Genomic DNA, 18950 nt, shown 5'->3' with positions numbered 1-18950 from the left:
CGGCGTCGGCGGCCGGATCGCAGCGTCGCCGTCAGGCGAGCGCCTCGACCGCCAGGGCGACGCCCATGCCGCCGCCGATGCACAGCGTGGCGAGGCCGCGCCGGGCGGTCCGCTTCTCCATCTCGTGCAGGAGCGTCACCAGGATGCGGGCGCCGGACGCGCCGATCGGATGGCCGAGGGCGATGGCGCCGCCGTTGACGTTGACCCTTGCCGGATCGAACTCCAGGTCGCGGCAGACGGCCAGCGCCTGGGCGGCGAAGGCCTCGTTGGCCTCGACGAGGTCGAGGTCGCCGACGCTCCAGCCGGCACGGCCGAGCGCCTTCAGCGTCGCCGGAATGGGGCCGAGGCCCATATAGGCCGGATCGACGCCGGCGACGCCCCAGCCGGCGATGCGGGCGAGCGGCTTCAGGCCCTGCCGCTCCGCCCGGGCGGCGGAGGTCAGCACCAGCGCGGCGGCGCCGTCGTTGAGGCCGGAGGCGTTGCCGGCGGTCACCGTGCCGTCCTTGCGGAAGGCCGGCTTCAGCCGGGCGAGGCCCTCGGCCGTCGATTCGGGACGCGGGAACTCGTCGGTGTCGACGGTGATGGCGCCCTTGCGCGTCTCGATCCTGACCGGCACGATCTCGCCCACGAAGCGGCCGGATTTCAGCGCGGCGCCGGCCTTCATCTGCGAGGACAGCGCGAAATCGTCCTGCTCGGCGCGCGAGATGCCGTATTTCTCGGCGATGTTCTCGGCGGTGATGCCCATGTGAATGTCGCCAAAGGCATCCCAGAGGCCGTCGGCGACGGCGGTATCGACCATGCCGGCGGCGCCCATCTTGACGCCGGTCCGCAGGTGCAGGGCGTGCGGAGCCAGGCTCATGCTCTCCTGGCCGCCGGCCACCACGACCTCCGCCTCGCCCACCATGATCGCCTGCGCCGCCAGCGTCACCGCCCTGAGGCCGGAGCCGCAGACCTGGTTGACGCCGTAGGCCGTCGATTCGTGGCGGAGGCCGGCGGCGATCGCCGCCTGGCGGGCGGGGTTCTGGCCCTGGGCGGCCGTCAGCACCTGGCCGAGGATCGCTTCGTCCACCTCCTCGGGGCGGAGGCCAGCCCGGTCGAGCGCGGCGCGAATGGCAATTTCGCCAAGCTTGTGGGCCGGCATTTGCGCCAATGCGCCATTGAAAGATCCGATCGGCGTTCTGGCGGCGCCGACAATGACAACTTCGTCGTTCATTTCAATTCACACAAGTTGTTGGAGACAAGAAAGCCGGGCATAAATGGGCCGATGCTTTCGATGCCGTCCGAACAAACGCCAGTTACATGCAGACAATCAAGAGTAATATCTCTAATATGTTGTTATATTTTCATGATATAACTGTTATTCTAAAAAAGAATTATGTAATACTCGGAATGATGGATATTGATTAGCGTGGCAAATGTGAATGCATCTGAAATCCGTATCGTGACCGCCCGGCGCGTTGGTTTCCGGTGCCAGCAGGGAGATCGACGATGGCCGACCTATCGAACAAGGATTTTCGCGAGGCGATGGCGCGCGTCTGCGCGGCGGTGAACATCATCACCACCGACGGACCGGCCGGCCGGGGCGGCCTCACGGCGACGGCCATGTGCTCGGTATCCGACGAGCCGCCGACGCTCCTGGTCTGCATGCGCCAGAGCTCGGCGCAGAGCCATCTGTTCGCCGAGAACCGCCGCTTCTGCGTCAACGTGCTGGCCGGCGACCAGCGCGAGCTGGCCGGCCATTTCGCCGGCGGCCTTCAGGACATGAACGCCCGTTACGCGGCCGCCGACTGGACGACGCTCGCCACCGGCGCGCCGGTGCTGAGCGGCGCGGTGGCCAGCTTCGACTGCGAGCTGGCCGAGGTCCATGTCGCCGCCACCCACAATATTCTGATAGGCCGTGTGATGGCGCTCGCCTGCTGCCTTAGCGCCGATGCGCTCGCCTATTGCGACCGTGCCTACGTCGATATCGCGGCCGGCGTCAGGGCCGCCGCCTGAGGCGGCCGGCTTATCAACACAGGCGGCGGACCGCCGCGACAGAACAAGATCCCCGAAGGGATCGGCTTGGAGGAAGGACATGGTTGATCCGCATATCGTCGGCCGCGGCCGAACGCAGAAGGGCGCGCCGATCTGGGACACGCCGCCGGCGCCGTTCGCCATCTCGGCGATCGCCGAGACACGCACTTTCGACGTGGTGATCGTCGGAGCCGGCTGCGCCGGCATTTTCGCGGCGCATTCGGCGGCCGAACAGGGGCTGAAGGTGGCGCTCATCGAGAAGCTGCCGAGCCTGTCGGCGCGCGGCATGGACAACGGCGCCGTCAACACCAAGCTGCACAAGGAAGCGGGCATCACAATCGACGAGGATATGCTGCTGACCGACCTCGTGCGCTTCTCGACCAACCGCGTGCATCCCGAGCTGGTCGGCATCTGGGTCCACGAAAGCGGCCGGGTGTTCGACCACTACATCGACCTCTGCCGGGCCAACGACATGCAGGTGGCGCTGGTCGACTGCTTCTCGGTGGCCAAGACCTATCCGGACATGTTCCGCCAGTATCCGACGGCGCACATCTTCGCCGGCAAGGGCCAGAAGATCAGCACCGGCAACGAATACATCCCGACCCAGGAAGGGTTCCTGACCTTCGTCGAGGGCGAGGCGAAGAAGCTCGGCGCCGAGTTTCACTACAATACCGCCTGCGAGCGCATTCTGCGCGAGGACGGCGGCCGCGTCACCGGCATCGTCGCCAAGGACAAGGACGGCCGCTACGTCAAATTCGCCGCCGCCCGCGCCGTGGTGCTGGCGGCCGGCGGTTACACCGAAAACCAGGAGATGGTCGACGCCTGGTGCCCGGTGGCCAACGATCCGGAAATCCGGACCTTCAGCCCCCAGGGCGGCAACAGCGGCGAGGTGTTCGCGCAGGCGCTATGGGTCGGCGCCGGGCTGCAGAACTGGCCGCATCCGGTGATGATCCACACCATCCCCGGCTTCCACATCGACCTGATGGCCGGCAACCAGTCGTTCATGCACGTCAACCGGCTCGGCAAGCGCTTCCAGAGCGAGTCGCTGCCCAACCAGAACCTGGTCAACGGCCGCTTCCGCCAGCCGGGCCGCCAGGCCTGGGCGGTGTTCGACGCCAAGTACGAGAAGGACCACGCCACCTTCGAGACCGGCTTCGACGGCCCGATCACCGAGCCGATCGACCAGCTCAATTTCCATGCCGACAAGGGCCGGCTCTGCCGCGCCGATACGCTGGAGGAGCTGGCGCAGCAGATGGGCGTGCCGGCCGACACCTTCGTGGCGACCTGCAAGCGCTATTCGGAGATGGCGCGGAACGGCAAGGACGAGGACTTCAACAAGGAGTCCTACCTGATGTTCACGATCGAACAGGCGCCGTTCTACGCCGTGCCGATCCGCTCGCACATCCTGGTGACGGTGGGCGGCCTCGACTGCGACCCCGACATGCAGGTGCTCGACGTCGACGGCAACAAGATCGACGGCCTCTACGCGGTCGGCAACATGCAGGGCAACTTCTTCGCCAACGAATATCCGCTGATGGCGCCCGGTCTCAGCCATGGCCGGGCGATCACGCTGAGCTACGTGCTCGGCGAAAGGCTGGCTCAGGCGGCCGTCGCCGCCCGGACCTGACCTCCTCCGGGCGCCGGCTCTCCCCCGGCGCCCGGACTTTCCCGGCAGCTCGCGAGGAGCAACCCGACAGATGTGTACCCCGAATTCCCCGCGGCCGGCCTGCCGTTGCCGGAACGCGGTCGACGACCTCTATGGCCGCCTCAAGGCCATGCGCACCGTGGATCTGGCGCCGCGGCTCGAACGCGGCATCCCGCGCTGGCCGACGCACCCGCATTTCTTCATCGATCCGACCATCACCTACGAGCATGACGGCTACTACTGCCAGAGCGTGGTGATGCCCGAGCACGTCGGCTGCCACGTCGACGCGCCGTCGCACGTGGCGCAGAACCGCAAGGACGACACCGTCGACACGCTGCCGGTGGACGCCCTCGTCGCGCCCGCCGTCGTCTACGACTTCTCCGACCGCGCCTTCCAGCCCGGCGAGGTGCTGACCACCGACGATATCGAGGCCTACGAGAAGAGGCACGGCTGCGCCGTCCGGCCGGGCGACATCGCGCTCGTCAACTTCGGCTGGCTGAAAGCCCACTGGCGCCGCGACAACCTGGCCCAGTGGTACGCCACCAACTCGCCGGGCATGAACGAGGAGGTCACCATCCTGTTCAAGGAGCGCGGCGTGACGGCGGTCGGCGCCGACACCATCGCCTGCGAGAGCGCGCTCGTCGATGGCCGCATCATCGACATGCCCGGCCACCGCAAGCACTGGCTGCCGAACGGCATCCTGATCCTGGAATCGGTCGCCAACCTCGAACTGGTCAGTCGCGAGTGCCTGTTCGTCGCCACCGCCCTGCCGATCGAGCGCGGCTCGGGCTCGCCGCTGCGACCGATCGCCTACTGTCCGCAATCCGATTGACCCGAAACGAGGGACGGGAGCCGCTGGGAGGCCGCCACCCGTCCCCTTGGGAGGAAAACGATGGAAACCGAACACCTGCCGGCGAGCTATTCGCCAATCCGCTGGGCGGTGCTGGTCGCCCTGTGCCTGTCCGGCGTCTGCTTCCAGCTCGTCGCCATGGCCTATGCGCCGCTGCTGGGCGAGGTCGCCAAGGGGCTCAATGTCGAGCTGCCGCAGGCGGTGCAGCTGATGACGATCTTCATGCTGTTCTCGTCCTTCTCCTTCTTCATCGGCGGCGTGTTCGCCGACCGCTACGGGCCGGCGCTGTCGGTGACCGTCAGCGCGGCGCTGGCCTTCGTGCCGACGTTCCTGACGCTGTGGGTCGGGGAATCCTACGCCGCCGTGGCGGTGATCCGCGCCCTGCAGGGCTTCACGGTCGGCTTCTGCATGGCCGGCATGGTGCCGCTGGCCATCCGCTGGTTCCCGATGGAGCAGCGGGCGCTGGCGCTCGGCATCACCGGCGCCTGCATCCCGCTCGGCGCCATGGCCGGCGTGGTGCTGACGCCGATGCTGTTCAACGCCTTCGGCGACTGGAAAGCGGCGATGGCCGGCATCTCGGTCATCCCGCTGCTCACCCTGCTCTACTGCGCCTTCATCTTCCGCCTGACCCGCGGCCGCGAGCCGGCGATGATCGGCGCGCCGGAAGGACAGGGCTCGGCCGGCGCCGGCGCCAGGGCCGCCCTCGCCTCGCCCTTCACCTGGCTCGGCGTCGTCGTCACCTTCGCCGCCAACTGGCTGATGCAGACCGCCTTCGGCATCACCCCGTCCTATTTCGCCGAAGCGGCGCCGGTCGGCCTCGGCCTCGGCCCGATGGCCGGCGGCAGCCTGATGTCGATCATGCAGGTCGCCTCGATCATCGCGCCGGTCATCGGCGGCTACATCACCGGCAAGTATCTCGGCGGCCGGCCGGGCGGCATGCTGGTGGCGGCGCTGCTGCTGTCGGTCACCTACGGCGCCTTGCAGTTCTCCGGCATCTACGGCGTGCAGCCGCTGTTCTTCCTGTTCCTGATCCTGCCCGGCCTCGGTATCGGCATGCTGATGCCGCTCCTGCAGACCAAGATCGCCGAGGCCTACGATCCGCGCATCGTCGGCACCATGAACGGCATCTGGATGGGCGTCGGCTCGTTCGGCGGCTCGGTGGGGCTGTTCGTGTCGGCGCAGGCGCTGGCCGCCACCGGCACCTACGTCTCGACGGTCAACATCCTCGCCGTGGTGGCGGTGGCCGGCGCGCTCCTGGCGATCGTGCTCAACCGCCTGCAGCGCGGTTCCAGCGCCGCGCCCGGCAATGTCGGCGACAAGGCGGCCGCCTGACGGAAAGGCAACGACGCAGGCAAGATATTCCGATCGGCGGGCGTGGTCCGCCGATCGGATTTCCCAATTCCCCGGGCAAATTTATCGGTTAATATACATATTCTTGCCGCCCATTATTCATAAGCCGCATGATCGAAATACACAAAAAGAATTACAAATAAGAAAGACGCATCCATATCATGGCGATGAAATACGTGACGTCGCCAATCAATACTTAGGATCGGAAAGGCTCCGCCATCCGATCCGCCCCCAAGGCACCGGCGACGTCCTGCGAACCCACGAAAGACAGGACGAGATATGAGCACGCAGGACAAGACGATCATCTCGGCGGCGCTGACCGGCGCGGTGACCCCCAAGGACGCCAACGAGTTCATTCCGCTGACGCCGGCGGAGATCGCCGAGGACGCCTATCGCTGCTGGCAGGCCGGCGCCGCCGTGGTGCATATCCACGTGCGCGACGAAGCCGGCCTCGGCACCATGGACCCGGCGAAGTTCGCCGAGACCATCCGCCTGATCCGCGCCCACGAGGATTGCGACGTCGTCATCAACTGCACGACGTCGGGCGACAGCCGGTCGGACGACGCCCGCCGCATGGAAGCGGTGAAGACCCTCGACGGCATCGAGATGGCCTCCTTCGACGCCGGCTCGTTCAACTGGATGCCGGGCGGCGTGTTCACCAACTCGCCGAAGTTCCTCGGCGAGCTCGGCGAGGCGATGATCGGGCGCGGCGTCAAGCCGGAAGTGGAGATCTTCGACGCCGGCATGCTCGGCGTCGCCGACTATTTCCTCGGCCAGGGCAAGCTCAAGGCGCCGGTGCATTACCAGCTCTGCCTCGGCGTGCTCGGCGCCATGCCGGCGACGGTCGAGAACCTCCTCTACCTGCATTCCAAGCTGCCGGAGGGCTCGACCTGGTCGGCCTTCGGCATCGGCAAGGCGCACCTGCCGATCCTCTACGGCGCGCTGGCGCTCGGCGGTCACGTCCGCGTCGGCCTCGAGGACAACATCTACTTCGCCAAGGGGGTGAAGGCCACCAACGTCAGCCTGGTCGAGCGCGCCGCCGCGGCGATCCGCCTGTTCGGCAAGCAACCCGCCAGCCCGGCCGAGGCCCGCGACATCCTCGGTCTCAAGCCGCTCGCCCGCTGAGCCCCTCTTCCAGACGGAAAATCCAGCCATGAGAGAAGCAGTTATCGTTTCGGCGGTGCGCACGCCGGTCGGCCGCTGCCGGGGCGCCCTCGCCCCGGTGCCGGCGCACATGCTCGGCGCCGCCGCCGTGCGCGAGGCGGTGAGGCGGACCGGCATCGATCCGACGCGCATCGACGACGTGATCTTCGCCAACCTGATGAACAACGAGATCAACAACATGGGGCGGATGGTGGCGCTGGAGGCCGACCTGCCGCTGTCGGTGCCGGGCATCACGCTCGACCGGCAGTGCGCCGCCTCGCTCAACGCCCTCGCCTACGGCGCCATCCAGATCATGGCCGGCTTCGCCGACGTCATCGTGGCCGGCGGCGTCGAGAGCGACTCCCGCCGCACCTATTCGCTGGAGAAGGCGGAGGTCGCCTATTCGGTGGCGCCGCCGAAGTTCGCCGACATCCATACGGCGCCCGACCGCATCGGCCACGTGACGATGGGCATCACCGCCGAGAACGTCGCCCGCCGCTACGGCCTGAGCCGCCGCGAGCTCGACGACTTCGCCGTCCGCAGCCACGCCCTTGCGGCCGCCGCCTGGGATGCCGGCCGCTTCGACGACGCGCTGGTGCCGATCGAGGTCGATCTCGGCAAGGGCCGCACCGCCACGGTGCGCCGCGACGAATGCGTGCGCGCCGACTGCTCGATCGAGACGCTCGCCGCCCTCCGCCCGGCCTTCATTCCCGACGGCCTCGTCACCGCCGGCAACTCGTCGCCGATGAGCGACGGCGCCGGCGCCATGGTGGTCATGGAGCGCGAGGCGGCCGAGGCCGAAGGGCTCGACGTGCTCGCCGTGTTCCGCGGCTACGCCGTGGCCGGCGTCGATCCCAACTACATGGGCCTCGGGCCGATCGCCGCCGTCGACAAGCTCCTGAAGCGGGCCGGCCTTTCCGTCGCCGACATCGACCTCTGGGAGCTCAACGAGGCCTTCGCCGCGCAGGCGCTCGCCTGCATCCGCGACATCGGCATGCCGATCGAGCGCGTCAATCCCAACGGCGGCGCCATCGCCCTCGGCCATCCGCTGGCCGGCACCGGCGCCATCCTCACCGCCAAGACCGTCGACGAAATGCGTCGCCGCAGCCTGGCCAACGCCGTCATCAGCTTCTGCGTCGGCGGCGGCCAGGGCGTCGCCGTGCTGCTGACGAGAAAATGAAGAGTGAACCCATGACCGGAAAGATCCGCTCCCGCGACGAGATCGTCGCCCAGTTCAAGGATGGGCAGACGATCATGTGCGGCGGCTTCGCCAATCGCGGCGTGCCCAACAACCTGATCCAGTGCCTGCTCGACAGCGGCGCCAAGCATCTGACGCTGATCTCCAACGACACCGGCGACGCCGACCTGACCATCGGCCGCCTCGTCCACCACCGCCGCGTCGACAGGATCGTCGCCTCGCATGTCGGCATGAACACCGAAACGGTGGCGCTGATCGAGGCCGGCGAGATCGCCGTGACCTTCGTGCCGCAGGGCTCGCTGATGGAGCGGCTGCGCTGCGGCGGCTCCGGCCTCGGCGGCGTGCTGACCAAGACCGGCCTCGGCACCATCATGCAGGAAGGCAAGCAGATCATCCGCGTCGACGGCGAGGACTACATCCTCGAGACGCCGCTCAGGGCCGACGTCGCGCTGGTGCGCGCCCGCATGGCCGACCCGCTCGGCAATCTCGCCTACCGCGGCACCTCGCGCAACACCAACCCGCTGGTGGCCAAGGCGGCGGACGTCACGCTGGTCGACGCCGACCTCCTGATGGAAGTCGACGAGATCGGCATCGACCGCATCGTCACCCCCGGCGTGTTCGTCGACATGATCCTGGCGCATTGAGGCGAAAGCAAATGGACATCCGCAACAGAATTGCCAAGCGCGTCGCCGCCTATTTCAAGTCGGGCGACGTGGTCAACCTCGGCATCGGCATGCCGAGCCTCTGCCCGGCCTATTCCGACCCCGGCGTCATGTTCCACACCGAGAACGGCCTGATCGGCGTCGGGCCGCTGTCGACCGGGCTGCGGCAGGTGGAAAGCTTCACCAACGCCTCCGGCCAGCAGTTCCTGCCGCTCTCGGGCGCCTCGGCCTTCGACAGCGCCGAGTCCTTCGCCATCGTGCGCTCCGGCCGCCTCGCCGCCACCGTGCTGGGCGCGCTGCAGGTGGCCGAGAACGGCGACCTCGCCAACTGGGCGCGGCCGGGCAAGATGGTCGGCATGGGCGGCGCCATGGACCTCGTCACCGGCGCGCCCAAGGTGATCATCGCCATGGAGCTCTGCGCGCGCGGCGGCGAGAAGAAGATCCTGAAGGCCTGCACCTTCCCGCTGACCGGCCGCGCCTGCGTCGACCACATCGTCACCGAGCAGGGCGTCATCGACGTCACGGCGCGCGGCCTGGTGCTCACCGACATCGTCGACGGGGTGACGCCGCAGGACATCGCCCGCCAGATCGAGCCGGAGCTGATCGTCGCCGACGACCTCAGGATCATGGAGGCCTGAGGGGGACGGCGAAGGCCGGAAAGCATCGATCAGACCATCGACCCTGGCGCCGGAGGCGGCGACCGGGGCCGTTGGCGAACCAAAGCAAAATCACGGGGCCACGATCCCGAAAGGGAGGAACATCATGCAGAACGAGACATCGGCGGCCGGGCTGACCGCCAGCGGGGAGGTGGCCGATCCCGCCGTCACCGATCTCAGCAGCAACTTCGGCCGGCACGGCTGGACGGTGATCGGTTTTCAGGCCGTGCTGTTCTGGTTCGCGGCGGGCCTCGCCACGCACGGCCTCAACATCACCCTGCCGACGCTGATCGCCCGCTACGGCCTCGACCAGGCGACGCTGCTGGCCTGGGCGACGCCGGCCGCCTGGGCCGGCGTGCCGGCCGGCTTCCTGGCCGCCAAGTTCGCCGAAAAATACGGCGCCAAGCTCACCATTCTGATCGGCATCGCCGCCTGCGCCGTCTGCTGGGGACTGATGGGACAGGCGAGCTCCGTCGCGCGGTTCGCGCTGTGCTTTGCCGGGCTCAGCTTCTTCGCCACCAGCTTCGGCTACATCGCCGGCCCGACGCTGATCGCCACCTGGTTCCCGCTGAAGAAGGACCTGGCGTTCGGCTGGACCACCGTCGGCCAGGCCCTCTCCTCGGCCTTCTTCGTGCCGCTGGTCGCCTTCTTCCTGGCCATCTTCGGCCCCGACTACGGCTTCTGGGGCCTGTCGGCCCTTCTGGCGGTATTGTTCGTGGCCGTCGCCCTCTTCATCCACAACCGGCCCGAGGAGGTCGGCTGCCATCCCGACAACGACCCGCGGTCGCTGGAAAAGCTCGCCGCCCTGAAGCGGGCGGTGCCGGCCGACGCCGCCGAGCTCACCACCCGCCGGCTGCTGCGCGACGTCGACGTCTGGCTGATCGGCCTTGCCACCGGCTGCGTCTACATCGTGCTGGTCGGCGTCATCAGCCAGCAGGTGCCGCGCCTGACCGCCCTCGGCCTGCCGATGGACACGGCCATCTCCTACGTCATGATCACGGCGCTGATCGGCATTCCCGGCGCCTATGCCTGGGGCTGGGTAGGCCAGAAGCTCGGCACCAAGCCGGCCCTCGTCGTCTACATGCTGTGGTGGCTGGTGGCCGTCGCGCTGCAGATGTTCGAGCCGAAGGGCGCCGTCCTCTGGGCCTCGCTGCTGATGATCGGCTTCAGCCTCGGCGGCGCCACCAACTTCGCCACGTCGATCGTCGCCAGCAAGTTCCGCCGCGAGCAGTTCGTCAAGGCGTTCGGCGTCATCCACCCGATCCAGTCGGTGGTACGCTGCTTCTCCTTCTCGATCCTCGCCTTCGGCCTCAACTTCCTCGGCGGCTATGCCGGCGCCTATGCGCTGCTCGCCGGCGTCTGCCTGCTGACCATCGTTCTGGTCTCGCGCATCGATACCCGGCCGATCGCCTGAACGGGACCTTTGCCGAACCGGGCCGAGCGATCACTGTGTTTCCATCCGACTTGACCGGTCCGGCCCCCGCCCGGACCGCAACCCCATGAGGGGAGGACCACGTCATGACGATACCGTTTCCCCATATCTTCACGCCTCTGACCATCAAGAAGACGACATTCAAGAACCGGGTGTTTGCGCCGCCGGTGACCACCAGCCGCTGTGTCGTCGACGGCGCCCCGACAGAGGAGGCAATCGACCAGTACGAAGGGCGGTCGCGCGGCGGCTTCGCCCAGGTGACGATCACCGAGAGCTTCGTCGATTTCGACTATGCCGCGCGCCACGAGCACGGCCTCGACATCGTGTCGCCGGGGCTGACCGTGCACCACCTGGAATCGGTCCACATCCTGACCGACGCGATCCAGGCGCACGGCGCCGTCGCCTCGATCCAATTGAACCACGCGGGCAACACCAACCATCCGGCGCTGCTCGGCGGCCGGAATCCGATCGGGCCGTCGGCGATGCTGCGTCCGGACGGCGTTCAGGTCGACGAGATGGACGAGGAGATGATCCATCGCGTCGCCGACAACTTCGCCGTCGCCTGCGCCTCGGCCCAGGCTCTCGGCTTCGACATGGCCATGCTGCATGGCGGCCACGGCTGGCTGCTCAGCCAGTTCACCTCGCCGCTGTCCAACAAACGCACCGACAAGTGGGGCGGCAGCCTGGAAAATCGGGCGCGGTTCGCCCGGCTGGTGCTCGACAAGGTCCGCCAGCAGGTGGGCGAGGACTTCCTCATCGAATACCGCGTGTCCGGCGACGAGCGCACGCCCGGCGGCATGCAGATCGAGGAAACCGTCGAATTCTGCAAGATGATCGAGGACAAGGTCGACCTCATCCACGTGACCAGCGGCATGTATTTCAACCACGTCGAGTCCAAGGCCTTCTCGTCCATGTACCACGACCACGGCTGCAACCTCGATCTGGCGATCCCGATCAAGAAAGCGGTCAAGGTTCCCGTCGTGTCGGTCGGCGGCTACAACGATCCGGCGCATATCGAGCGGGTGCTCGCCGACGGACTGGTCGACGCCATCGCGCTCGGCCGCCAGCAGTTCGCCGATCCGGAGTTCGTCAACAAGGCCCTCACCGGCCGGGCGGACGAGATCGCGCCCTGCCTGCGGTGTTCCTGCTTCAACCCGCTGCCGCCCGATCCGAACAAGCGACCCAGCGCGCCGCCGTTCCTGTGCACGGTCAACCCGCGGTCCGGACGCGAGCTGCGTCTGCGCTGGGCGCCTCCGCCCAGGAAGGCGAAGAACGTGCTCGTCGTGGGTGGCGGCGTCGGCGGCCTCTATGCCTCGATCACGGCCGCCGAGCGCGGCCACAAGGTGCTGCTGGCCGAGAAGACCGACAAGCTCGGCGGAACGCTGTGGTTCACCGAGGTCGATCCGCACAAGAACGACTTCCGCCGCTATCGCGATTCGCTGGTGACCCGCGCCCAGCGCGCCGGCGTCGATTTCGCGTTCAACACCGAGGTGACCGCCGGCTATATCGCCGACAGGAACCCCGACGCAGTGATCTGTGCCGCCGGCTCGGTGCCGGCGGTGCCGCCGATCAAGGGCATCGACCACGCCTCCCACGCGCTCCTCGCCTATGCCGACTTCGACAGGATCGGCCGGAGGGTGGTGATGATCGGCGGCGGGCTCACCGGTTCGGAGATCGCCCTTTACCTGGCCGAACGCGGCAAGGAGGTGCACATCGTCGAGGTGCGCGGCGACCTGGCCATCGAGGGCAACGACAGCCATCGCCGCGCGCTGCTGCCGCTGATGCGCAAGACGCCGGGCCTCAGCTGGTCGCTAAACACGACGGTCGCCGAGGTCACGCCGGAGGGCGTGATGCTCGTGGCTGCCGACGGCGCGCAAACGCTGCGCGCCGCCGACACCGTCCTCTTCGCCACCGGCATGAAGGCGCGCCGGGACGTGGTGGACGCGCTGCGGAACAGCGTGCCGTGGTTTGTGCCGGTCGGCGACTGCAGGCGCCCGCGCTTCATCCTCGACGCCGTCTACGAAGGCATGTCGGCGGCGATGGATCTCTGACGCGGATATCATGCGGCGCGGCTTCCCTCCGGCGGGATCCGCGCCGCCCCTTCCTTCGAGGAGCACCGACGGCGATAACGAAAGACCCACGCGGCGAACTCACCATCCGCATCAATGCCATGCCGGCCGACACCAACGCCTACGGCGATGTGTTCGGCGGGTGGGTCCTGTCGCAGATGGATTCGGCCGGCGGCATCGCGGCGGTCCATCGCTGCGGCGGCCGGGCGGTGACGGTCGCCGTCGACGCCATGACGTTCATCCAGCCGGTGAAGGTCGGCTACGTGCTGTGCGTCTACGCCGAGCTGCTGGCTGTCGGCCGCACCTCGATGCGGTTCCGTCTCGAGGCCTGGGCGCGGCGCTTCCTGTCCGACCGGCGCGAGAAGGTCACCGAGGCTGAGTTCGTCTACGTGGCCATCGACGCCGAGGGCCGGCCGAAGGCCATCGCTCCCTGACAGGCGATAGCCTGCCGCTGGCGGCCGCCAGCCAAGGGCGAGTGGGCGTGACGACCCGTCCAAACGGTCTTTTGATGCGGTTTGGTTGTTTCAATAAATTTCCTTCGATGATAAGGAGGGCTGCAATCTATTTCACGGAGGTCGATCTGTCCGATTCCACTGGGCAGGAGCCGGGATCCTCGCGGGCTCTCCTGCACACAGTCGCCAAGCTCTACTACCTGTCGAACATTCCTCAGAATGAGATCTCCCGACAGCTTGGCCTCTCGACGGCCACCATTTCGCGGCTGCTCAAGCGGGCGCGCGAGGATGGTATCGTACGGATCGAGGTTCGGGATCTGGTCGGCCCGGAGGAACTGGCCCGCGATCTCGAGCAAAAGCTCGGGCTGAAGCGAGCCGTCGTCGCCGACGTTCCCGAGACCAACGCGGTAACCTCGCTCGCCGGGGCCGTGTCCGGTTGCCTTTCCGACGCCGGACTTCATCCCGGCTCGGTGGTGGCGATCGGCTGGGGAAGAGCCGTACGGGACATCATCCAGGCCGGCCTCGAGCGAATCCCCGGCGTCGTCACCGTGCCGGCCAACGGCGGCATGCAGGAAACGGCCGCGCATTTCCAGATCAACGAATTCGTCCGCCTGGCGGCGGAACAGATGGGCGGGACGCCGCGCTTCCTGCACGCGCCCTACCTGCCGTCGGCCACGTTGCGCGAGGCCTTCCTGAGCGACCCCGGCATCCGCGAGACCATAGCCCTCTGGGACATAGCGGAAGCGGCCATTGTCGGCATCGGCCTGCCGCACGTCTCGCCGGCGGCCGGCCAGCTTGGCGTGACGCCCGATGAGCGCCAGCTCACCAGCGCGGTCGGCGACGTGATCCGCCACTATTTCGATATCCGCGGACAGCTCGTGTCGTGGAACGGGGCCGACCGGCTGATCGCTCTGTCGGTGCAGCAACTGAGGGAAATCCCCTCGGTCATCGGCGTTGCCGTTTCCACCGCCAAGGCCGCGGCCATTATCGGCGCCGCCCGGTCGCGGCTGATCAATATTCTCGTCACGGACGTCCGCACCGCCCAGGCCGTTGTCGACCTCTGCGACTGAAGCCGAGCGCCGACCGTCTTCGTCTCCCGTCCGGCCAGCGTCATTCGTCTCCGGCGCCGCAGTCCATCTCCATTCGCGGTCCTCCGGGCTGCCGATGGAGTTCGCATTGCCGCGGCCTGCCGGCTTTTTCATAGGCTCCGGCAATTTATTTCGCGTCGGATTTCCAAGGGATGAAATTCTCGTCACCGCCACTTGAAATTTATTACGGAAAGATGTTACAGAGAACCTGCCGAACGCGGATGGTCATGACGGCCATCCAGGTCCGGCGATGAGCGTGAGGAGCCATCGCCGGTTTTGGGAGGAAACAGATGAAGAAGATTTCCATCGCGCTGGCTGCCGCATTGATCTCGTCGACGAGTGCAATGGCCGCATCGCTGGCGCCGGCCGACATTACAGTCGCGCTGATCTACGGCATCAAGGGCGATCCCTTCTACGTCACCATGGAAAAGGGAGCCCGGGCAAAAGCCGAGGAACTCGGCATCAAGCTGGTGGCGGACGGCCCGTCGCAGTGGAACCCGCAGCTTCAGACGCCGCTGATCGACGCCATGATCGCCAAGAAAGTCAACGGCATGGTCGCCGTTCCCAACGATCCGACCGCCATGGTGCCGGTGCTCGAGCGGGCCTTCCAGTCCGGCATCGCCATCGCGACGGCCGACACCTTCGTCGGAGACGGCGACTACAAGGACGGCACGGTGAACTTCCCGGTATCGGCCGTGTCGTCCGACAATTTCGCCGGCGGCAAGGTGGCCTGCGAGGCGCTGATCGACGCCATGGGCGGCAAGGGATCGCTCTACATCCTCGTCTCGACGCCCAACGTGCCGTCCGACACGCTGCGCCGTGACGGCTGCAAGGCGGCGGTCGATGCCACGGGCGGCGCCGTCAAGCTGGCCGGCGTCGACTACACCCAGTCCAATGCCACCAACGCCACCAACCTGACGCAGGCGGCGCTGCAACGCGACAAGGAGATCGGCGCCATCTTCGGCGGCAACCTGTTCAGCGCCCAGGGCGCGGCGGCGGCAACCCGCACCGCCAACCTGCAGGGTACGGTGAAGATCGCCAGCTTCGACGCCCCCGAGGAGGCGATCGCCAGCCTGAAGGACGGCACGATCGACATCGTCATCGCCCAGCAGCCGGCGGAGATCGGCGCGGTGGCCGTGCAGGCGGTGTTCGATTCGCTGACCGGCAAAACGGATATTCCGGCCAAGGTCGCGGTGCCCTTCGTCACCATCACCCGCGACAACGTCGACACGCCGGACGCCCAGGCGGCGATCTACAAGGCAAAGTGACGGTCGGGCGGGCGGAAGCGGAGCTTCCGCCCTCGCAAGTCACCGCGCCGCCGCTGCGGCGATCCGCGACGCCCTTTTCCCGCGACACGTCGATCGCCGTTCGGCGGCGCGGGCGCCCTGTCGCGCGCCCGCTCCCCTCTTTCACCAAAGCCCGAGGACGCGCTCCATGAGTGCCAATCCAACGACCATGTCACCTCCTTCCATCGACGACGAGAACATCCGGCCGGCAGGTCTGATCGCCCTCGCCAGCCGCCTCTGGGCGGTGCTGTTCCTGATCGCCCTGATCGTCTTCTTCTCGATCGTTGCGCCCGGCTTCTTCGATCTCTTCAACTTCCAGGCCGTCGGCGCCAACATGGCCGTGCTGCTGGTGCTGGGGCTCGGCCAGACCTTCGTCATCATCTCGGCCGGCATCGACCTTTCGACCGGTTTCGTGATGGGGCTGTCCTCGGTCGCCAGCGCGCTGGTGATGCAGGGACTGACGGGCTATCCGCTGCCGGTCATCATCTTCGCCGGCCTGGCGATGGCGCTGCTGATCGGTCTCGCCGCCGGCGCGGTCAACGGCGCCCTCGTCGCCTACATGCGGGTGCCGCCGTTCATCGCCACGCTCGGCACGCTGTCGGTGGCCCAGGGAGTCGCCTACGTGCTGTCCGGCGGTCCGCCGGTATCCATCGCGACGCGCGGCCTCGGTTTCTTCGGCAACGGCTTCCTGGCCTACTTTCACCCCGAGGCCGGCCTATCGATCCTCGGCCTGCCCGAGGGGGTGAGCGGCGCCGCCGTGCGCGACGTCATGGGCTTCTTCCCGCTGCAGGTGGTCTACATCGTCATCCTGGCGGCGTTCTTCGGCTGGCTGCTCGGCCGCACCCGCTTCGGCCGCCACGTCTACGCCGTCGGCGGCAATCCCAAGGCGGCCTCCCGCGCCGGCATTCCGCTCGAGTGGACGCTGTTCCGTATCTACGTGCTCTGCTCGACGTCGGCCGCCCTCGCCGGCTTCCTCTACGTGCTGCGCTTCAACGGCGGCGTCGCCAACGCCGGCGACGCTCTGATGCTGTCGTCGGTCGCCGCCATCGCCATCGGAGGCGCCTCCATGCTGGGCGGCCAGGGCCGCATCCTCGGCACCATCGTCGGCGCCCTGGTGATCGCCGTCATCCAGAACGGCCTGGTCATCCTCGGCATCGATCCCTTCTGGCAGTACGTCGCCGTCGGCGCCGTCATCATCATGGCCGTCCTGGTGGATCAGGCCAAGGGAAGGTTCTTTCCATGAGCCCGCTCGCAACCGAAACGCGGACCGCGCCGGCCTCCATTCCGCAAGGGCCGCATCCGGAAGGCCTGGCGCCGGTGCTGCGCTGCCGCAAGCTGACCAAGCGCTTCGGCGGGCTCGTCGCCGTCGACCAGGTGGACTTCGACGTCTATCCCGGCGAGACGGTCGCGCTGCTCGGCGACAACGGGGCCGGCAAGTCGACGCTGATCCAGACGGTGGCCGGCGTCCATCGCCCCGACGGCGGCAGCATCGAACTCGACGGCAAGGAGGTGGAGATCCGCTCGCCCCTGCAAGCGCGCGACCTCGGCATCGAGACGGTGTTCCAGGATCTAGCGCTCTGCGACAACCTCGGCGCCGCCGAGAACATCTTCCTCGGCCGCGAACTGCCCGGCAAGGCCTACCGCTTCCTGCCCGGCCTCAATGAAGCCAGGATGCGTTCGGAAGCCAAGTCGGTGCTCTCCGAGCTGCACATCAACATCCGCAACCTCGACGCGCCGGTGCGCACGCTGTCCGGCGGCCAGCGTCAGGCGACGGCCATCGCCCGCGCCGTCTACTGGAAGGCGCGGCTGATGATCATGGACGAGCCGACGGCGGCGCTCGGCGTGCCCGAGCAGAAGAAGGTGCTGTCCCTGATCGAGGCGCTGAAGGCGCGCGGCGTGCCGGTGATCGTCATCTCCCACAACATGCAGGACGTGTTCGAGGTGGCCGACCGGCTGTTCATCATGCGGCGCGGCCGCGCCGTCGCCGACCTCAGGGCGGCCGACACCAACGCCAACGAAGTCGTCCGGCTGATGGTCGGCTGAGGCAGCCATCCCCCTCCCCAAGCAATCAACGACAAGCGACACGGAACAGAAAATGTCAAACAGGATGACCACGGCCGAATATCGCGGCTATCAGCAGATTTGCGGGACCAACGGCCGGATGATGGTCGTCGCCTGCGACCAGCGCGGCGCCATGCGCAAGATCCTCGCCGCGACGCCGGAGGAGCAGGCGAAGATCGACGAGCGAAAGCTCGGCGACGTCAAGTCCGACATCGTCGCCTATCTCGCCAATGCCGCCTCCTGCGTGTTGCTCGATCCGGTCTGCGCCGTTCCGCGCGTCGTCGACGAGGGAGTCCTGGGCCGGGATACGGCGCTCCTCATCGGTCTCGATGCCTCCGGCTGGGACACCGACCCGAGCGGCTACCGCCTGTCCAGGCTGGTTCCCGGCATCGATGCCCGCCGCGTGCGGGAGCTGGGCGGCACGGGCGGCAAGCTGATGGTCTATCTTCGCCCCGACCGGCCGGCGGCCAACACGCACAATATCCAGCTCATCCGCGATTGCGTCGCCGACTTCGCAAAGGAAGACCTGCTGCTGGTGGTCGAGATCCTCACCTATGCCTTCGAGGGAGAGGACGAGGCCGAGTACAAGGCAAACTTCGGCAGGCTGATCGAGGGCTGCGCGCGCATCGCCATCGACGAAGGCGCGAAGGTGCTGAAGCTGCCTTTCCCCGGCAGCGCCGCCTCCTGCCGGGTCATCAGCGAGATCGCCCGCGACGTCCCCTGGGCGGTGCTGTCGGCCGGCGTCGATCACGAGACCTTCCTCGGTCAGGTGAAGGTCGCGATGGAGAATGGCGCCTCCGGCGTCATCGCCGGTCGCTCGCTGTGGAAGGACTGCATCTCGATCGACCGCGAGGAAGAGCAGCGCCGGCTCGCCAACGTGGCGACCCCCCGTCTCCGCCAGCTCCAGGCCATCCTCGACGGCTTTGCCGTGCGGGTGCCCGAACCGGCTTGATCCGCGACTAAAGAAGCGATCGAAAGTCCGCCGCCGTCGGGGCAGAACGGCCTGCGCGTCGTCCGCCCGCAAGCGATCCCGCGCCGGGAGGTG

General features: G+C 67.6%; 17 protein-coding genes. 16 read left to right on the top strand and 1 reads right to left on the bottom strand.

Annotated features, from left to right (window positions below; all coding sequences use genetic code 11):
• Positions 1-31 precede the first annotated feature (31 nt).
• Positions 32-1213 carry an acetyl-CoA C-acetyltransferase gene (locus CJ014_RS06305; protein ID WP_100079680.1) on the bottom strand — a complete coding sequence of 394 codons (1182 nt, stop codon included), beginning with the start codon at positions 1211-1213 and terminating at the stop codon, positions 32-34.
• 275 nt (positions 1214-1488) lie between these two features.
• On the opposite strand from CJ014_RS06305, the gene CJ014_RS06300 reads away from it, so the two are divergent.
• From CJ014_RS06300 to CJ014_RS06225, 16 genes are all read left to right on the top strand, one after another.
• Complete coding sequence (locus CJ014_RS06300) at positions 1489-1995, top strand: flavin reductase (RefSeq protein ID WP_100079679.1); 507 nt, start codon at positions 1489-1491, stop codon at positions 1993-1995.
• A 79-nt stretch (positions 1996-2074) separates the two neighbouring features.
• Positions 2075-3640, top strand: a complete 1566-nt coding sequence (locus tag CJ014_RS06295) for an FAD-dependent oxidoreductase (RefSeq protein ID WP_165790767.1) — start codon at positions 2075-2077, stop codon at positions 3638-3640.
• A 70-nt stretch (positions 3641-3710) separates the two neighbouring features.
• Complete coding sequence (locus tag CJ014_RS06290) at positions 3711-4490, top strand: cyclase family protein (RefSeq protein ID WP_100079677.1); 780 nt, start codon at positions 3711-3713, stop codon at positions 4488-4490.
• Between the two features lie 60 nt (positions 4491-4550).
• Positions 4551-5840 carry an MFS transporter gene (locus CJ014_RS06285; protein ID WP_100079676.1) on the top strand — a complete coding sequence of 430 codons (1290 nt, stop codon included), beginning with the start codon at positions 4551-4553 and terminating at the stop codon, positions 5838-5840.
• Between the two features lie 297 nt (positions 5841-6137).
• Complete coding sequence (locus CJ014_RS06280; RefSeq protein WP_100079675.1) at positions 6138-6983, top strand: beta-keto acid cleavage family enzyme; 846 nt, start codon at positions 6138-6140, stop codon at positions 6981-6983.
• A gap of 28 nt (positions 6984-7011) precedes the next feature.
• Positions 7012-8181, top strand: a complete 1170-nt coding sequence (locus CJ014_RS06275) for a thiolase family protein (protein WP_100079674.1) — start codon at positions 7012-7014, stop codon at positions 8179-8181.
• An 11-nt stretch (positions 8182-8192) separates the two neighbouring features.
• On the top strand, positions 8193-8843 hold the full coding sequence (locus CJ014_RS06270) for a CoA transferase subunit A (RefSeq protein ID WP_100079673.1): 651 nt from the start codon (positions 8193-8195) through the stop codon (positions 8841-8843).
• A gap of 11 nt (positions 8844-8854) precedes the next feature.
• Positions 8855-9499: a CoA-transferase gene (locus CJ014_RS06265; RefSeq protein WP_100079672.1), complete on the top strand. Its 645-nt coding sequence runs from the start codon at positions 8855-8857 to the stop codon at positions 9497-9499.
• Between the two features lie 124 nt (positions 9500-9623).
• A complete protein-coding gene (locus CJ014_RS06260) occupies positions 9624-10931 on the top strand; it encodes an MFS transporter (protein WP_100079671.1) in 1308 nt (435 codons plus the stop codon).
• A 104-nt stretch (positions 10932-11035) separates the two neighbouring features.
• Positions 11036-13000 carry an NAD(P)/FAD-dependent oxidoreductase gene (locus CJ014_RS06255; protein WP_100079670.1) on the top strand — a complete coding sequence of 655 codons (1965 nt, stop codon included), beginning with the start codon at positions 11036-11038 and terminating at the stop codon, positions 12998-13000.
• A 119-nt stretch (positions 13001-13119) separates the two neighbouring features.
• A complete protein-coding gene (locus CJ014_RS06250; protein ID WP_100079669.1) occupies positions 13120-13452 on the top strand; it encodes an acyl-CoA thioesterase in 333 nt (110 codons plus the stop codon).
• Positions 13453-13559: 107 nt separating this feature from the next.
• Positions 13560-14540 (top strand): sugar-binding transcriptional regulator, encoded by a 981-nt coding sequence (locus tag CJ014_RS06245; RefSeq protein WP_100079668.1) that lies wholly within the window; start codon positions 13560-13562, stop codon positions 14538-14540.
• A 308-nt stretch (positions 14541-14848) separates the two neighbouring features.
• On the top strand, positions 14849-15826 hold the full coding sequence (locus CJ014_RS06240; protein WP_100079667.1) for an ABC transporter substrate-binding protein: 978 nt from the start codon (positions 14849-14851) through the stop codon (positions 15824-15826).
• Positions 15827-15992: 166 nt separating this feature from the next.
• Positions 15993-17087, top strand: a complete 1095-nt coding sequence (locus tag CJ014_RS06235) for an ABC transporter permease (RefSeq protein ID WP_100079666.1) — start codon at positions 15993-15995, stop codon at positions 17085-17087.
• Entirely contained in the window at positions 17084-17887 is an 804-nt protein-coding gene (locus CJ014_RS06230) for an ATP-binding cassette domain-containing protein (RefSeq protein WP_100079665.1), read from the top strand. The genes CJ014_RS06235 and CJ014_RS06230 overlap by 4 nt, the downstream gene beginning before the upstream one ends.
• A 52-nt stretch (positions 17888-17939) precedes the next feature.
• Positions 17940-18857 carry a tagatose-bisphosphate aldolase gene (locus CJ014_RS06225; protein ID WP_100079664.1) on the top strand — a complete coding sequence of 306 codons (918 nt, stop codon included), beginning with the start codon at positions 17940-17942 and terminating at the stop codon, positions 18855-18857.
• The last annotated feature ends 93 nt before the right edge of the window (positions 18858-18950 follow it).

It is taken from the genome of Pleomorphomonas carboxyditropha, from assembly GCF_002770725.1.
Taxonomy (GTDB): Bacteria; Pseudomonadota; Alphaproteobacteria; order Rhizobiales; family Pleomorphomonadaceae; genus Pleomorphomonas; species Pleomorphomonas carboxyditropha.
This window is presented reverse-complemented; position numbering and strand designations above follow the sequence as displayed.

What these genes read in the sequence shown, in the direction of transcription:
- CJ014_RS06265 (WP_100079672.1), top strand. Translation starts at nt 8,855, where the DNA reads ATGGACATCCGCAACAGAATTGCCAAGCGCGTCGCCGCCTATTTCAAG.
- CJ014_RS06285 (WP_100079676.1), top strand. Translation starts at nt 4,551, where the DNA reads ATGGAAACCGAACACCTGCCGGCGAGCTATTCGCCAATCCGCTGGGCG.
- CJ014_RS06270 (WP_100079673.1), top strand. Translation starts at nt 8,193, where the DNA reads ATGACCGGAAAGATCCGCTCCCGCGACGAGATCGTCGCCCAGTTCAAG.
- CJ014_RS06290 (WP_100079677.1), top strand. Translation starts at nt 3,711, where the DNA reads ATGTGTACCCCGAATTCCCCGCGGCCGGCCTGCCGTTGCCGGAACGCG.
- CJ014_RS06235 (WP_100079666.1), top strand. Translation starts at nt 15,993, where the DNA reads ATGAGTGCCAATCCAACGACCATGTCACCTCCTTCCATCGACGACGAG.
- CJ014_RS06280 (WP_100079675.1), top strand. Translation starts at nt 6,138, where the DNA reads ATGAGCACGCAGGACAAGACGATCATCTCGGCGGCGCTGACCGGCGCG.
- CJ014_RS06250 (WP_100079669.1), top strand. Translation starts at nt 13,120, where the DNA reads ATGCCGGCCGACACCAACGCCTACGGCGATGTGTTCGGCGGGTGGGTC.
- CJ014_RS06255 (WP_100079670.1), top strand. Translation starts at nt 11,036, where the DNA reads ATGACGATACCGTTTCCCCATATCTTCACGCCTCTGACCATCAAGAAG.
- CJ014_RS06275 (WP_100079674.1), top strand. Translation starts at nt 7,012, where the DNA reads ATGAGAGAAGCAGTTATCGTTTCGGCGGTGCGCACGCCGGTCGGCCGC.
- CJ014_RS06300 (WP_100079679.1), top strand. Translation starts at nt 1,489, where the DNA reads ATGGCCGACCTATCGAACAAGGATTTTCGCGAGGCGATGGCGCGCGTC.
- CJ014_RS06240 (WP_100079667.1), top strand. Translation starts at nt 14,849, where the DNA reads ATGAAGAAGATTTCCATCGCGCTGGCTGCCGCATTGATCTCGTCGACG.
- CJ014_RS06295 (WP_165790767.1), top strand. Translation starts at nt 2,075, where the DNA reads ATGGTTGATCCGCATATCGTCGGCCGCGGCCGAACGCAGAAGGGCGCG.
- CJ014_RS06260 (WP_100079671.1), top strand. Translation starts at nt 9,624, where the DNA reads ATGCAGAACGAGACATCGGCGGCCGGGCTGACCGCCAGCGGGGAGGTG.
- CJ014_RS06245 (WP_100079668.1), top strand. Translation starts at nt 13,560, where the DNA reads ATGATAAGGAGGGCTGCAATCTATTTCACGGAGGTCGATCTGTCCGAT.
- CJ014_RS06225 (WP_100079664.1), top strand. Translation starts at nt 17,940, where the DNA reads ATGTCAAACAGGATGACCACGGCCGAATATCGCGGCTATCAGCAGATT.
- CJ014_RS06305 (WP_100079680.1), bottom strand. Translation starts at nt 1,213, where the DNA reads ATGAACGACGAAGTTGTCATTGTCGGCGCCGCCAGAACGCCGATCGGA.
- CJ014_RS06230 (WP_100079665.1), top strand. Translation starts at nt 17,084, where the DNA reads ATGAGCCCGCTCGCAACCGAAACGCGGACCGCGCCGGCCTCCATTCCG.